Raw genomic sequence first — 14,038 nt, 5'->3', positions numbered from 1 at the left:
TCCTCTATGCGTACAGTAATTTTAATCGGTGCAATTATTATCATCCTTATTCTTGGGAAAATTTATGTTTTTCCAAAATCGGAAAGTGAGAAATCCGGGGTTGCCGGAGGTAGTGAAAAAGAAGGCAAATCCGCAGGATCAGGGGCAATTCCGGTTAATGTATATGTGGTTGGCATGGAAACAATCGATAATCAAATATTTGCTTCGGGTACGGTATTGCCAAATGAAGAGGTTAATCTGATGGCAGAAATTTCGGGCCGTCTTGTCAAATTGAATATTCAGGAGGGGTCGTATGTCACAAAAGGACAGTTAATTGCCAAAATAAATGACCGCGAACTTAAAGCGCAATTACAAAAAGTTGAGTTCAATCAGGATCTTGCACGTAAAATTGAGCTTCGTCAGCAAAAACTTTTAAAAGTTGAAGCCATTAATCTGGAAGAATATGACATTACTTCCAACAACATCAGAGTGTTGGATGCAGACAAAGAAGTCATTGAATCACAGCTCGAAAAAACAGAAATTCGTGCACCTTTCAACGGCAGAATTGGATTGAAAAATATCAGCGAAGGCGCATATATGGCTCCGGGTACGTCCATCGTTACCATCATACAAAGCAATCCGATCAAGATTGATTTTACAGTACCTGAAAAATATACTTCCAATATTCATGTAGGAAGTGCCATCACATTTAATCTGGATGGCGACGCGGCGAATTATTCGGCAAAAGTGGTTGCGCTGGAACCAAAAGTGGATGAAAGTCTTCGGACACTGCGAATCCGTGCTATTGCTCAAAATCCATCCGGGAAGTTTGTGCCGGGGATGTTTGTCAAAGTAAAAGCAGCACTGGCAGCCAACAACAAAGCGGTAATGATTCCTACGGAAGCCATTGTGCCGGTTTTGAAAGGTAAAAAAGTTTTTGTTGTGAAAAATGGAAAAGCAACAGAAGCGATGGTTACAACTGGATTAAGGACAGAAAAGAAAATCCAGGTTCTGGATGGTTTGCAGCAGGGTGATTCTCTGATCACTTCGGGGATAATGGCCATCAAACCTAATTCTCTGGTGAAGGTAAATTGATTTTAGCATTTGAAGACTTACTGCGGTTATAGCCGCGCTTAATATATTTTCTATGAGTATTTCAACGCTTTCGATCAAGCGGCCGGTTTTAGCCATTGTGATGAATCTTCTCATCATTTTGTTTGGCTTTTTGGGCTATACCTTTCTGGGGATGAGGGAATTTCCTTCCATCGACCCGCCGGTTGTTTCTATCAGGACAAGTTACACCGGGGCTAATGCGGATATCATCGAATCCCAGATTACCGAACCGCTGGAAAAACAGCTGAATAGTATTGAAGGTATAAAATCGATAAATTCCACCAGCAGCCAGGGAACAAGCCAGATCACTGTCGAGTTTGACATCGGTGTGGATATGGAGCGCGCCGCAAATGATGTCCGGGATAAGGTGGGTTCAGCGTCACGAAGTTTGCCTCTGGATATAGATGGGCCGCCGGTTGTAGCAAAAGCCGATGCAAATTCCGAACCGATTATTGTTCTCACATTTAAAAGTAATACGCGCTCACATCTGGAAGTTAGTGATTATGCTGAAAATGTAATTGCCCAGCGTCTTCAGACGATTGAGGGCGTGAGTGAAATCCGCATATTTGGTCAGAAAAAATATGCTATGCGGATATGGATGGATCCTGTGAAAATGGCATCATTAGGCGTAACCACGCAGGATGTGAAATCTGCACTGGATAAGGAAAACATAGAATTGCCAAGCGGAAAACTGGCCGGTGATAATACAGAATTAACGGTAAAAACGGTTGGTCGTTTTAAAACAGAAGATGATTTTAACGAGATGATCGTTAAAAATACAACCACACAAACGATACATTTAAAAGATATTGGTTACGCACAGCTTGGTCCCGAAAACGAGGAGACCATATTGCGACTGGACAATGTTCCGATGATCGGTCTGGCGATTTCTCCGATGCCAGGTGCAAACTATATTAATATTTCAGAAGAAGTAAATAAGCGGCTGATTGATATCAAGAGGGAGCTTCCAAAAGATTATGAACTGGGGACGCTGATCGACAATACCATATTTGTGGAGCGATCAATTGAAGAGGTTGGCGAAACTTTGGCCATAGCAATTGTTCTTGTAGTGATCATCATTTACCTGTTTTTCCGCGACTGGCTTATCGCATTCCGGCCATTGATCGACATTCCGGTTTCATTGATCGGTACTTTTTTCGTGATGTACATCATGGGCTTTTCGATCAATGTATTGACATTATTAGCAATTGTTTTGGCAACCGGTTTGGTTGTGGATGACGGAATTGTTGTCACGGAAAATATTTTTAAGAAAATTGAAGAGGGGATGCCTCCCATTGAGGCGGCGATTAAAGGTTCCAATGAAATTATTTTTGCGGTACTTTCTACCTCAATTACGCTTGCAGCGGTATTTCTTCCAGTAATTTTCATGCAAGGGTTTGTCGGGAAACTTTTCCGGGAGTTCGGGATCGTGATTTCGGCAGCGGTACTTATTTCTGCTTTTGTATCGCTGACACTGACACCGATGCTTAATGCTTATCTGGTTCGTAAGACGCATAAGAAAAGTTGGTTCTATGAAAAAACAGAGCCTTTCTTTGAAAGTCTGACAAATAATTATGGGCAGGCTTTGAATTCATTTTTAAAAGTAAGATGGGTAGCGATCCCATTGATTTGTTTGACTTTGGGGATGATCTGGTTTTTTGGAAAAGATCTTAAATCTGAGCTGGCACCATTAGATGACCGTAACTGGTTCCGTTTACAAGTAACAGCACCGGAAGGTTCTTCCTTTGAATTTACCGATAATTATGTTCAAAATATCGGTCAGATGCTGATGGATTCGATGCCTGGCAGAAAAGGTTTGATGCTGATTACTTCACCGGGAAATTCCGGTTTGGGAGCAGCCAATACAGGTAGTGGGAGGATTGCGCTTACCGATAGAATGGAGCGAAAGGAAACGCAGCAGGAAATAGCAGATTATATTACAAAACAATTAAAACGTTACCCTGACGCCAAATCATTCATCGTTCAGCAGCAAACCATTGCCGTAGATTCAAAAGGCGGCCTTCCTGTTCAGTATGTAATACAGGCTCCGGATTTTGAAAAATTGCGTGAATATCTTCCCAAATTTATGGAGGAAGCATCTAACGATCCGACTTTTGCTATCACGGATGTCAACCTCAAATTCAGTAAGCCTGAATTGCAGATCATGATTGACAGAGAAAAGGCGAAGTCGCTCGGGATTTCGGTTCAGGATGTAGCGCAGACGATGCAATTTGCTTTTGCGGGACAGCGTTTTGGTTATTTTACAATGAATGGGCGTCAGTATCAGGTAATTGGTCAATACGACAGAGTTAACCGGGATGAACCTCTGGATTTGAAAAGCATGTTTGTGCGGAGTAGTAATGGCAGTCTGATTCAGCTTGATAACATTGTAAAAACGGTAGAGGAAAGCAGCCCGCCGCAACTTTTCCATTTTAACCGTTATATGAGTGCAACTGTTCAGGCTTCTCTTGCGCCGGGAAAAACTATTGGCGACGGTATTGCTGCAATGGATAGGATTCGTGATAAGTTGAAAGACGAGGCGATTCAAACTTCTCTGAGTGGCTCTTCAAGGGATTATGCGGAAAGTTCTTCTAACACGATGTTCTCTTTTTTCCTCGCCCTGGTATTGATTTACTTTATTCTGGCAGCACAGTTTGAAAGTTTTGTCGATCCCTTTATTATCATGATCACAGTGCCATTGGCGATCGGCGGAGCAGTTTTCTCACTCTGGTATTTCAATCAAACCCTAAATATTTTCAGCCAGATCGGTATGATCATGCTGATTGGATTGGTAACTAAAAATGGTATTTTAATTGTTGAATTTGCAAATCAGTTGAGAGAAACCGGACTTGGAATTAAGGAAGCGGCTTTGGAAGCAGCAACGCTTCGCTTCCGTCCTATTTTAATGACAAGTTTAGCAACTATCCTTGGAGCCTTACCGATCGCTATGGCATTGGGATCCGCAGGTAGAAGCCGTATGTCGATGGGAATTGTGATTATGGGTGGTTTGCTTTTCTCCCTTGTTCTGACACTTTACGTTATTCCTGCGATGTATACTTTCCTTTCAAGAGAAAAGAATTTTGATAAAATGAAGATGATAGAAAAAATTGCCAGGGAAAGTGAAATTGATGAGCAGGCACATGTGTAGATGACTACAAGCCATCACTAAGTTTGCGTACTATTGAAATAGCATTGGATATTTATTAACTTTGAAATGAACATTAAAGAAGCAGATATGTCATCAGCTCTTAAAACTCCTTTCACAAATATTCAGCAAGAGCTTTTACAGCTGTATACAAGAGAAGTTAGTGAGGAGGATTTAAAAAATATAAAGGAACTAATTGGAAAATATTTTGCGCAAAGGCTGACAAATCTGGCTGATGATGCGTGGGATAATAATGGTTGGACTCAACAAGACATGGAAGACATTCTTAACGATCCAAACCAATAGCATACTTATGAATATAGTTTTAGATACTAACGTTCTGTTAGTATCCTTATCAAGTCGCTCTGCTTATCACTTGATTTATTTAGCTCTTCAGGAAAAGGCATACGATTTATACCTTACTAATGAAATTCTGGCCGAATATGAAGAGCAGATTGGTTTAAGGTTAGGTTTAAATCGGACTGATTTACAACTTATTGAATTGCTGAATCTTTCAAATGTTCATAAAATCATTCCTTATTATTATTGGCAACTTATTGATGCAGATAAAGATGACAACAAATTTGCAGATTGTGCTGTAAGCTGTAACGCAGATTATTTGGTCACAAATGACCGTCATTATGATGTTCTTGCTACTATTGAATTTCCAGAGATAACGGTAATTAAAGCAGCAGATTTTTTAAAGATTCTCAAAGACCTAATTGCGTAATACTATACCAATTTCAAACCCGGAAGTCCTCGTTCCCATCTGTCTCAGCATTCTGACGTGCGACCCAAGTGCATTGATGAAATCAGATTTCGCATTATAATCCAGGCCAAATTCCTTGGCAGTTTCCTTAACAATTGGTGAAAGCGCGTGGTAATGTATATGTGAAATAGACGGAAATAAATGATGCTCGATCTGATAATCCAGTCCTCCAATATACCAGGAAAGAAACCTGTTTTTACCAGCAAAGTTTGAAGTCGTTTGTAATTGATGAACTGCCCAGGCATTTTCAATACTGCCCGCATTATCGGGAATCGGCTGATCGGTTCCCTCAACCACATGTGCCATTTGAAAAACAGTGCTCAAAATAAGTCCTGCGGTACAATGCATCGCCATAAATCCGATGGCCCATTCACCAAAAGTGATGGAAGTAAATGCCAGTGGAAGCACACAAATGAAAAGGACATAAGCCAGTTTGCTTACGATCAAACGAATCAATTCTTTTCTTGGATAAGGTTTTGTCATCCCTGATTTTGACATTTCATTAAATAAAGATATCTCTTTGAAATCTTTCCACAGAAATGAAATCGTCATCAGACTATAAAGGAAAAAAGCATAAATATGCTGGAAGCGATGTATGTATTTTTGTTTTTCCTGATAAGATAATCGTAACAGAAACTTGCCAGTAATGTCTTCGTCAACCTCGTGAATGTTGGTATAGGTATGGTGAAGACGATTATGCTGAACTTCCCAGTTGTAGGCATTGCCACCCAGCAGATAAATGGAACCACCAAAGATCTTGTTTAGAATATTGGATTCTGCCAGGGAGCCATGAATTGCATCATGCATCACAGACATGCCCACGCCAGCTATACCCACACCCATAATAACAGATAAACCCAACATCGCCAGGTCATTGAAAGAACCTGAAAGTATTAATATATAGGGAATGATATAAAGGCTCAACATGAACAAAGCCTTGTAAATTATTTTATTACCGCCTGTTTTGGATAGCTCGTTTTCAGAAAAATAAAGATCAACTCTTTGTCTTAGCGTGGGGAAAAAAGTGGATTTTTCCTTATTAACAAATTTGATTTTCTGATGCTGCATAAAATTTTAATAGTTGATACCAAAGAGAAAAAATATTTTATCCGGCTCCGTAACAACGAATGGAAGGTATGATTATTGGCCAAAAATACGTAATTAATCAATATTCAAAAGAATTGTTCTAAATAATTCAAATAATTAATAATGAAGTAACATGGCGCAAAAAAAATTGAAAACAAAAAAGGCCGACAATGCTGCCGACCTTTTTTGTTTTCAAAAATAACTTTTTCTTAAAGAGCGAATGCCTCTTTGATTTTATCTACGAAGTCAAGTTTTTCCCATGTAAATAGTTCGACCTCAACTTCTTTTTCTTCACCATTTGCACTTTTGAAAGTCTTCTTAACAACTTCGTTTTTACGTCCCATATGACCATAAGCAGCAGTTTCTGAATAAATCGGGTTGCGAAGTTTCAGACGTTGCTCAATTGCATATGGACGCAAGTCAAAGATCTTTTCAATTTTCGAAGCAATTTCACCATCATGACCCGCAACTTTTGAAGTTCCGTAAGTATTGATATACAAACCACAAGGCTGTGCAACACCAATCGCGTAAGAAACCTGAACAAGTACTTCATCACAAAGTCCTGCAGCAACCATATTTTTTGCAATATGACGTGTTGCATATGCAGCTGAACGGTCAACTTTGGAAGGATCTTTTCCAGAGAAAGCACCACCACCATGAGCACCTTTTCCACCGTAGGTATCTACTATGATTTTACGGCCGGTAAGACCAGTATCACCATGCGGACCGCCAATTACAAATTTCCCTGTCGGATTGATATGGAAAGTTATGTGGTCAGTGAATAAGTTTTGTAATGAATCAGTCAATTTCGCTTTAACGCGGGGTATTACAATATTGATGATATCTTCCTTGATTTTCGCAAGCATTGTAGCTTCTTCGTCAAAGTCGTCGTGTTGTGTTGAAACAACAATAGTATCAATTCGCAACGGAACGTTTTCGTCACTGTATTCTATCGTTACCTGCGATTTGGCATCAGGACGAAGATATGGAATCAGTTCAGGCTCATTATTGCGGATATATGACATTTCCTGAAGAATCTTATGTGCAAGATCCAAAGCAAGCGGCATGTAGTTGTCAGTTTCGCGTGTTGCATAACCGAACATCATTCCCTGGTCGCCGGCTCCCTGCGCGTTCGCCTTTTCTTCAAAAGATTCCGTTGCAACAGCACGATCTATACCTTGGTTGATATCAGCACTCTGATCATGGATCGCAGATAAAATCCCGCATGAATTTGCTTCAAACATGTACTCACTTTTGGTATATCCAATCCTGCGGATTACTTCACGAGTGATTTTTTGTACGTCAAGATAAGTGTTCGTTTTTACTTCTCCCGCCAAAACTACTTGTCCTGTTGTAACCAAAGTTTCACAAGCAACTTTACTGTTTGTATCCCAGGCTAAAAAATTATCAATCAGTGCATCTGAAATCTGGTCAGCTACTTTATCGGGATGTCCTTCAGATACGGACTCCGAGGTAAATAGATATGGCATAGTAGGTACTAGGTTTTATGTACTTCTTAAATTATTATGATAATAACCGTACTTCAAATTAAGCAACAAAATTGAATTTTTTTAAGACATTAACCAAATATTAAGCATGGAAAAATCGATAAGTTGCCCATAATAGATAAATTTTAAGAATATAGTTTTGAAACGTTATTAAATAATGAAGCCTGACTTCGCACCAGGCAGAATCAGGCTTCTTTATTTATATTTTATTTCAAAAATCAGATCGGAACATTAACATGACGTTCTGCATGGTAGCTGGAACGAACCAATGGGCCCGATTCAACATATTTTAATCCTCTTCTTAATCCTTCTTCTCTGTAATTGTCAAACATTGCAGGCGTGATCCATTCTATTACTTCATGATGCATTTTCGTAGGCTGTAAATACTGGCCCAGAGTCAAAATGTCCAGTCCATGCGCAACCAGATCATCCATCGCCTTGTAAACTTCATCCTGCGTTTCACCCAATCCAAGCATAATACCGGATTTTGTGCGCTGACCAAATTCCTTTGTTCTTTTGATTTGTTCAAGACTGCGTTGGTATTTTGCCTGTGGCCTAACCGAACGATACAAACGTTCAACCGTTTCCATATTGTGAGAAACAACTTCCTGACCAGCTTCAATCATATGGATCAGTGCATCCCAGTTATTTTTAACATCAGGAATCAATGTTTCAATAGTCGTTTCTGGCGTATTTTCTTTAACCTGACGAACCGTCTGATACCAGATTTCAGCACCGCGATCTTTCAATTCGTCCCGGTTTACGGAAGTAAGAACGGCATGTTTTACACCCATTAATTTTATCGCTTCCGCCACACGGCGTGGTTCATCGGCATCATATTCATTCGGACGTCCGGTTGCTACGGCGCAAAAACTGCAACTACGCGTACAAACGTTTCCCAAAATCATAAAAGTAGCAGTACCTGCTCCCCAGCACTCACCCATATTCGGGCAGCTTCCGCTCTCACAAATTGTATGTAACTTATAATTGTCAACCAACTGGCGAACCTTGCGAAATTCTGGTCCTGCCGGAAGTTTTACTCTTAGCCAATCCGGACGTTTTTTGCGCTCGGAAGGAATTACTGGAAGTTCAATCATGATTTCTAATCAAAGTCAAAAACCATCAGCAGTTGTCAGCGGCTGATGCAAACATTATATAAATTTAGCGACTTATTTCTTGCTGCCAAAATAGAGTGTGATGAAACCCGAAGTGTAGACGCTTTTATTGTCAGCATAACCCATAATCTCAATCTTGCGGGTAAAGCCTTCTGCTAAAAATCCAATTTCAACACCTGTTACATTTTCTCTGAACGCACTAAGTTCAAAACTCAACGCCGCTTTTACGTGTAGGCCTGGTACAACTTTGCTTTGTCCGAAACCTGAGAAAAAACTACCTACGCCAACAAAATTTTCATATGGATCTACCGGCGATGAAGGATCTATTTTTACAGGCACAGTCTGCACCCGGCCTCCGGAGACCTGTTTTTGGATCATATATGGCTTTTCAAAACCAATGGAAGGTCCTGCCGCAAGAATGGCACTGATCGAAATACCCTCATCATCATGGCGGTTGAAAAGTGCAAGTTCACGGCCATATTCAGGTCTTAATACAAACAGATAATTTTCCTTTCCAAAAGTGAAACGTGCACCGGTATTAAAACTTTGTGCTTGTTCTTTCGGGTGTTTCACATTTACGAGTTCTACGGCCAGATACCTGTACTGGTTTTTCCCGAAAAGGGTAGAAGACATCAGATTTGATTTTCTGAAAACCGCACCGCCCAGTATTCCTGAATTGGTGTTTGTTGTTACACCAAAAGAAGTGAAGGATTTATACACTTCTTCGGATTCCTCACTCTTGGTTTTGCGCTGGGCAAATATATCCGTGGAAAAAGTAACCAGAATACAGATCGAAAGTAAAATTTTTACACGAATCATATTTACGCGAATATATCTCTTGATGATATTATTTAATGTGCGAATGGAAAGTGAAATTACAAAATATAAGTATATCCACCTGTATCCGGATTTCACATTAACGGTTTTTTGTACATTTATGTTCTTTAAACGAAAAAAGAATAAAAATCGGCTGTTTTGACGGCTATTTATTTAAGGATTTTTCGTTTCAGAATTGTAAGTTAAGATAGCAAAATTTCATGATAAATCATGTTATTGATATCGTATAAAGGAGTAAATTTTCATTTCAGCTATCCCGCTTATTTTGTCAGAATTTATATATCAACTGGCGATGAACGCCTTTTCCGGAGCCATGAAAATGGCAGCATTATTCAGTCCGAAAGTTAAACTTGGTGTTGAGGGTCGTGAAGGATTGATTGAAAAGCTGAAAGCTGTTTTGCCGGAATTAATTGGCAACCGTCCGGTTGTGTGGTTCCATGCAGCTTCTCTGGGAGAATTTGAACAGGGAAGGCCGGTGATGGAAGAATTTCGTAAAGAATTCCCTGATTATTTTATCCTGCTCACATTTTTTTCTCCTTCCGGATATGAGGTCAGAAAAAATTATTCCGGTGCTGACTATGTGTGTTATATGCCGCTGGATACGGCCAGGAATGCGAGAGATTTTATGGAAATTATCAAACCGGAAATTGTATTTTTTATTAAATATGAATTCTGGTATAATCATCTTGTCGCTTTAAAAAATAACGATTGTCACATACTGTCATTTTCAACCATTTTCCGGCCTGATCAGGTTTTCTTTAAATCCTACGGTAGTTTTTACAGAAAAATGCTGGGTTATTTTGATCATTTATTTGTTCAAAATGAAGAGTCATTGAAATTGATGCAGCAGATTAATATTACAAACTCTTCCCTGGCAGGAGATACGCGTTTTGATCGTGTAAGGAGTATTGCACTAAGTGTGAGGCAATTGCCTGAAATAGAGTCATTTTTACAAAATTCTTCATGTCTGGTTGCTGGTTCGGTTTGGGAGGCTGATATGACAGTATTAATTCCGGCTTTGAATCAGATTGCACTACCACTGAAAGCGATCATCGCACCACATGAAATTGAAAAACATCAAATGGAAAGCTGGCAAAAATCGCTGGGCAAAAAGTCGATGCTTTATTCAGAATACAAAAAGTTATATGATAATTCTGCTGAAATTGAGCCGTTTGACTATTTGATTATTGACAATATCGGAATGCTTTCATCTTTATACCGATACAGCGATATAGCGTACATTGGCGGTTCTTTCGCAACAGGATTACATAACATTCTGGAAGCGGCGACGTTTGGCGTTCCTATTCTTTTTGGAAATAAAAAGTATCAGAAATTTCAGGAAGCTCAGGATTTGATTCAAGAGGGAAGTGCAAAAGCTGTTGCCGATACAAATGAAATTAAACAATACCTTACCGAATGGTTAAGTGAGCCTTCCAGGCGTAAAAACCTTGGGGGAATCAGCGAGAAATACGTTGCATCAAGGACAGGAGCCACTGCGCTTGTTATGGAAAAAGTAAGAAATATTTTATTGAAAAAATAAATAAGGGCGTCAAAATACGAATCCGATTCTGTCTTTTGACGCCCCTATACTATAATTTTCAGGAGAATTCTTTTACAATTAAGTGCTCAAATAAGTGGGCTTGTGTGCCCAGTAATCTTGCTTTTGGGCCAAGTTTGGAGATATGCAGCGATAAAGTGTTCTTAAAGTCTGATAAACAATATTTATTAATTGCCTGCTCGATTGGATTAGAAATAAACGGCCCCGCCTCTGCCAGCAATCCACCGACAATAATTACTTCGGGATTAAATAAATGAACGGCCGTTGCCAATCCTTTTCCTAACTCAGTTCCAACTGTACTTAACAAATCAATTGAAAATTCATCACCGGCATGAACAGCTTCAATGATGTGGCTCGTGTCCAGAAGGTCCAGATTATCCTCTACTATTTGTGACAAAATTGTGGCGCGGCCATTTTTTATACCTTCTTTCGCCTGACGTATCAATGCAAGTGCAGATGTTATGGTATCAAGACAACCAATTTTTCCACAATGACAAAGTAGTCCGTCAGGTTTAACCTGAATATGGCCTAATTCTCCGGCAAAGCCGGAAGCGCCATTAAAGACTTCACCATTCAACAAAATTCCAAGACCAACACCCCAGTCAATATTGATTGTTAAAACCTGTGACTTATTAATTGCATATCCAAAACGGTGTTCACCGATAGTCGTCGCCTTTGTATCATTAAAAAGACAAACCGGCAGATTAAAGTGCTTCTTTAAATAGGAAACCAATGGAACTCCGGGAGGCGTCAGATTTAAGTAAGTAAGGTTAACACCCTGCGTTGAATTTATCAAACCAGGCATGGAAACGCCGATTCCCCATAATTTTGAATAAGGGATATCGTGGAATTTTAAAAATGTATCAGTTTCCTTAAAAAGTTCTTCCAGGAAAGTCGAAGAATCATCCAGTTTTATATCCACCTTGCGCTTCACAATAATCTGGTTGTGAAGATCGAAAATTACAAGATGTGTATCATGGCGATTGATGTCCATGATCAGGTTTAAATATTTTTTGCTGTTCAGTCCATACAAAACAGGCGGGCGTCCGGCTCTTGCAGGGCCGGTTCCGGTTTCGGTAATCCACCCTTCGCGCATCAGTTCATTAACAATACCGGTGGCGGAAGGTATACTGGCGTGAAACAAACGGGCCATTTTATTTATGGAAGTATCACCAGATTGGTACAATTCCAGCAAGAGGTTACTTCGGAGGCGGTTTTTTCTTATATCAATAACGGAGCTTGGCTCTTCAACAGCGGAATTCATAGCATATTTTGAATTGTGGTAGTAAGGTTCAAAGACGATTACCAGCCAATAATGGTAAAGTCGCGGGACTAATATATAAAAAAATATATCAAAACCCCGAATTTTATTAAAATAACTTAATATATCATTCGGGATATATTTTGATACTATACCATTATTGTAGAGGAAAGACAAAGGGAGTGGAAAAACTACTTGATTAAATTCGCTGCTTTTGTAATTATTTATTCTTTGCGTCAAACAAGCCTGAAAGTTCTGCTATATTCGTTATTGCATTCATATTAAATAGTTGGAATGGAGTTTGAAAAAGGATTGGTGATTCGCTCAACAGGATCGTGGTATGAAGTCAGGGACGATCGGGACGGACATATCTGGCAGTGCCGCTTGAAGGGAAAATTTAAAACGATGGGATTGAAAGTTACAAATCCCATTGCAGTAGGTGATTTTGTGCGTTTTGAAATTGAAGATGAGAATGAAAACTCAGGTATAATATATGAAATTCTCCCACGCGTTAATTATGTCGTTCGTGCATCGGTACATAAAACCGCGCACGCACATTTAATTGCTGCAAATGTGGATCAGGCGATTTTGATCGCCACACTGGTTTTTCCAAGAACGTCGCTTGGATTTATGGACAGATTTCTCGTAGCAATCGAATCGTTCAGGATTCCGGGTGTTATCATTTTTAACAAACAGGATTTGTTAAACGATGAAATCAAGGAATTTCAGACAGAACTTATGGATTTGTATACCAGTCTGGGTTATACCTGCCTGGCTACAACGGCTGTAACCGGCGAAGGTCTGGAAGATTTTAGTCAGCTGTTGCGTGGAAAAGTTTCACTTTTATCCGGCCATTCCGGTGTTGGAAAATCAACACTGGTCAATACCATTGCACCAACACTGGATATAAAAACGCAGGAAGTTTCGACTTTTGCAAACAAAGGTGTTCACACAACTACTTTTGCAGAAATGTTTGAATTAGAGCCCGGGACATTTATTATAGATTCACCGGGTATTAAAGAACTTGGGCTGGCCGATATGAAACCCGAGGAAATCAGCCATTATTTTCCTGAAATGCGTACCCGACTGAACGAATGCCGGTTTAATAATTGTCAGCATATCAATGAACCAGGTTGCGCAATTAAAGATGCAGTGAGTGGTGGAGAAATTGCATTCAGCCGTTATGAAAGTTATTTAAGTATGGTTGGAGGTGGAGATAACCGCCGTTAAAATGTAATTTCTGAAAGCATGAAGAACGTTGAACATATCGGAATTGCTGTCAGAGATCTTGAAGCTGCTGAAAAGTTGTTTGGTGTTTTATTCAATACGTTGCCTTACAAAAGGGAGACAGTAGCATCAGAATTTGTTGAAACATCTTTTTTTCAGATTAATCAAACAAAAATAGAATTGCTGGAAGCTACAAATGCTGACAGCGCGATTGCTAAATTCATAGAGAAGAAAGGTGAAGGATTTCACCATATTGCTTTTGAAGTAGAGGATATTATAGAAGAAATGGATCGGCTGAAATCAGAAGGTTTTATTTTGTTAAATGAAAAACCAAAAAAAGGAGCGGATAATAAACTGGTCTGTTTTCTTCATCCAAAAGGAACGAATGGAGTTTTGATCGAGCTCTGCCAGGAAATCAAAAAGCCGGATCTTTAAAGAAT

General features: G+C 39.5%; 12 protein-coding genes. 7 read left to right on the top strand and 5 right to left on the bottom strand.

Going from position 1 to position 14,038, the window contains the following annotated elements; all coding sequences use genetic code 11:
* The first annotated feature begins 6 nt into the window (after nt 1-6).
* The 4 genes from LXL81_RS21790 to LXL81_RS21775 all read left to right on the top strand — a co-directional run bounded on the left by LXL81_RS21790 (nt 7) and on the right by LXL81_RS21775 (nt 4,967).
* Entirely contained in the window at nt 7-1,074 is a 1,068-nt protein-coding gene (locus LXL81_RS21790) for an efflux RND transporter periplasmic adaptor subunit (RefSeq protein ID WP_234648877.1), read from the top strand.
* Nucleotides 1,075-1,126: 52 nt separating this feature from the next.
* Nucleotides 1,127-4,240 carry an efflux RND transporter permease subunit gene (locus tag LXL81_RS21785; protein ID WP_234648876.1) on the top strand — a complete coding sequence of 1,038 codons (3,114 nt, stop codon included), beginning with the start codon at nt 1,127-1,129 and terminating at the stop codon, nt 4,238-4,240.
* 66 nt (nt 4,241-4,306) lie between these two features.
* Nucleotides 4,307-4,543, top strand: a complete 237-nt coding sequence (locus tag LXL81_RS21780; protein WP_234648875.1) for a hypothetical protein — start codon at nt 4,307-4,309, stop codon at nt 4,541-4,543.
* Nucleotides 4,544-4,550: 7 nt separating this feature from the next.
* A complete protein-coding gene (locus LXL81_RS21775; protein ID WP_234648874.1) occupies nt 4,551-4,967 on the top strand; it encodes a putative toxin-antitoxin system toxin component, PIN family in 417 nt (138 codons plus the stop codon).
* Here the strand turns inward: LXL81_RS21775 and LXL81_RS21770 are convergent.
* The 4 genes from LXL81_RS21770 to LXL81_RS21755 form a co-directional block, all read right to left on the bottom strand.
* On the bottom strand, nt 4,956-6,074 hold the full coding sequence (locus tag LXL81_RS21770) for an acyl-CoA desaturase (protein WP_234648873.1): 1,119 nt from the start codon (nt 6,072-6,074) through the stop codon (nt 4,956-4,958). The genes LXL81_RS21775 and LXL81_RS21770 overlap by 12 nt on opposite strands.
* Before the next feature lie 227 nt (nt 6,075-6,301).
* Nucleotides 6,302-7,582: a methionine adenosyltransferase gene (gene metK / locus LXL81_RS21765; RefSeq protein WP_234648872.1), complete on the bottom strand. Its 1,281-nt coding sequence runs from the start codon at nt 7,580-7,582 to the stop codon at nt 6,302-6,304.
* Between the two features lie 236 nt (nt 7,583-7,818).
* On the bottom strand, nt 7,819-8,697 hold the full coding sequence (gene lipA, locus LXL81_RS21760) for a lipoyl synthase (RefSeq protein WP_234648871.1): 879 nt from the start codon (nt 8,695-8,697) through the stop codon (nt 7,819-7,821).
* A gap of 72 nt (nt 8,698-8,769) precedes the next feature.
* The gene (locus LXL81_RS21755) at nt 8,770-9,534 is read right to left on the bottom strand and encodes a hypothetical protein (RefSeq protein WP_234648870.1); all 765 of its coding nucleotides are present in this window, start codon (nt 9,532-9,534) and stop codon (nt 8,770-8,772) included.
* Between the two features lie 283 nt (nt 9,535-9,817).
* Here LXL81_RS21755 and LXL81_RS21750 point away from each other — a divergent pair, with 283 nt between their 5' ends.
* Complete coding sequence (locus LXL81_RS21750; RefSeq protein ID WP_234648869.1) at nt 9,818-11,092, top strand: 3-deoxy-D-manno-octulosonic acid transferase; 1,275 nt, start codon at nt 9,818-9,820, stop codon at nt 11,090-11,092.
* Nucleotides 11,093-11,150: 58 nt separating this feature from the next.
* Here LXL81_RS21750 and LXL81_RS21745 read toward each other — a convergent pair whose 3' ends face one another.
* The gene (locus tag LXL81_RS21745) at nt 11,151-12,374 is read right to left on the bottom strand and encodes an ROK family transcriptional regulator (protein WP_234648868.1); all 1,224 of its coding nucleotides are present in this window, start codon (nt 12,372-12,374) and stop codon (nt 11,151-11,153) included.
* Nucleotides 12,375-12,665: 291 nt separating this feature from the next.
* Here LXL81_RS21745 and rsgA point away from each other — a divergent pair, with 291 nt between their 5' ends.
* Nucleotides 12,666-13,601, top strand: a complete 936-nt coding sequence (rsgA, locus tag LXL81_RS21740; protein ID WP_234648867.1) for a ribosome small subunit-dependent GTPase A — start codon at nt 12,666-12,668, stop codon at nt 13,599-13,601.
* A gap of 18 nt (nt 13,602-13,619) precedes the next feature.
* Nucleotides 13,620-14,033, top strand: coding sequence for a methylmalonyl-CoA epimerase (gene mce, locus LXL81_RS21735; protein ID WP_234648866.1), 414 nt, complete (start codon nt 13,620-13,622; stop codon nt 14,031-14,033).
* Nucleotides 14,034-14,038 lie beyond the last annotated feature (5 nt).

Origin of the sequence: Dyadobacter sp. CY356, assembly GCF_021440195.1 — a bacterium.
Classification (GTDB): Bacteria; Bacteroidota; Bacteroidia; order Cytophagales; family Spirosomataceae; genus Dyadobacter.
Note: the sequence above shows the minus strand (reverse complement) of the source record. Positions and strands in the feature narration are given on the sequence as shown.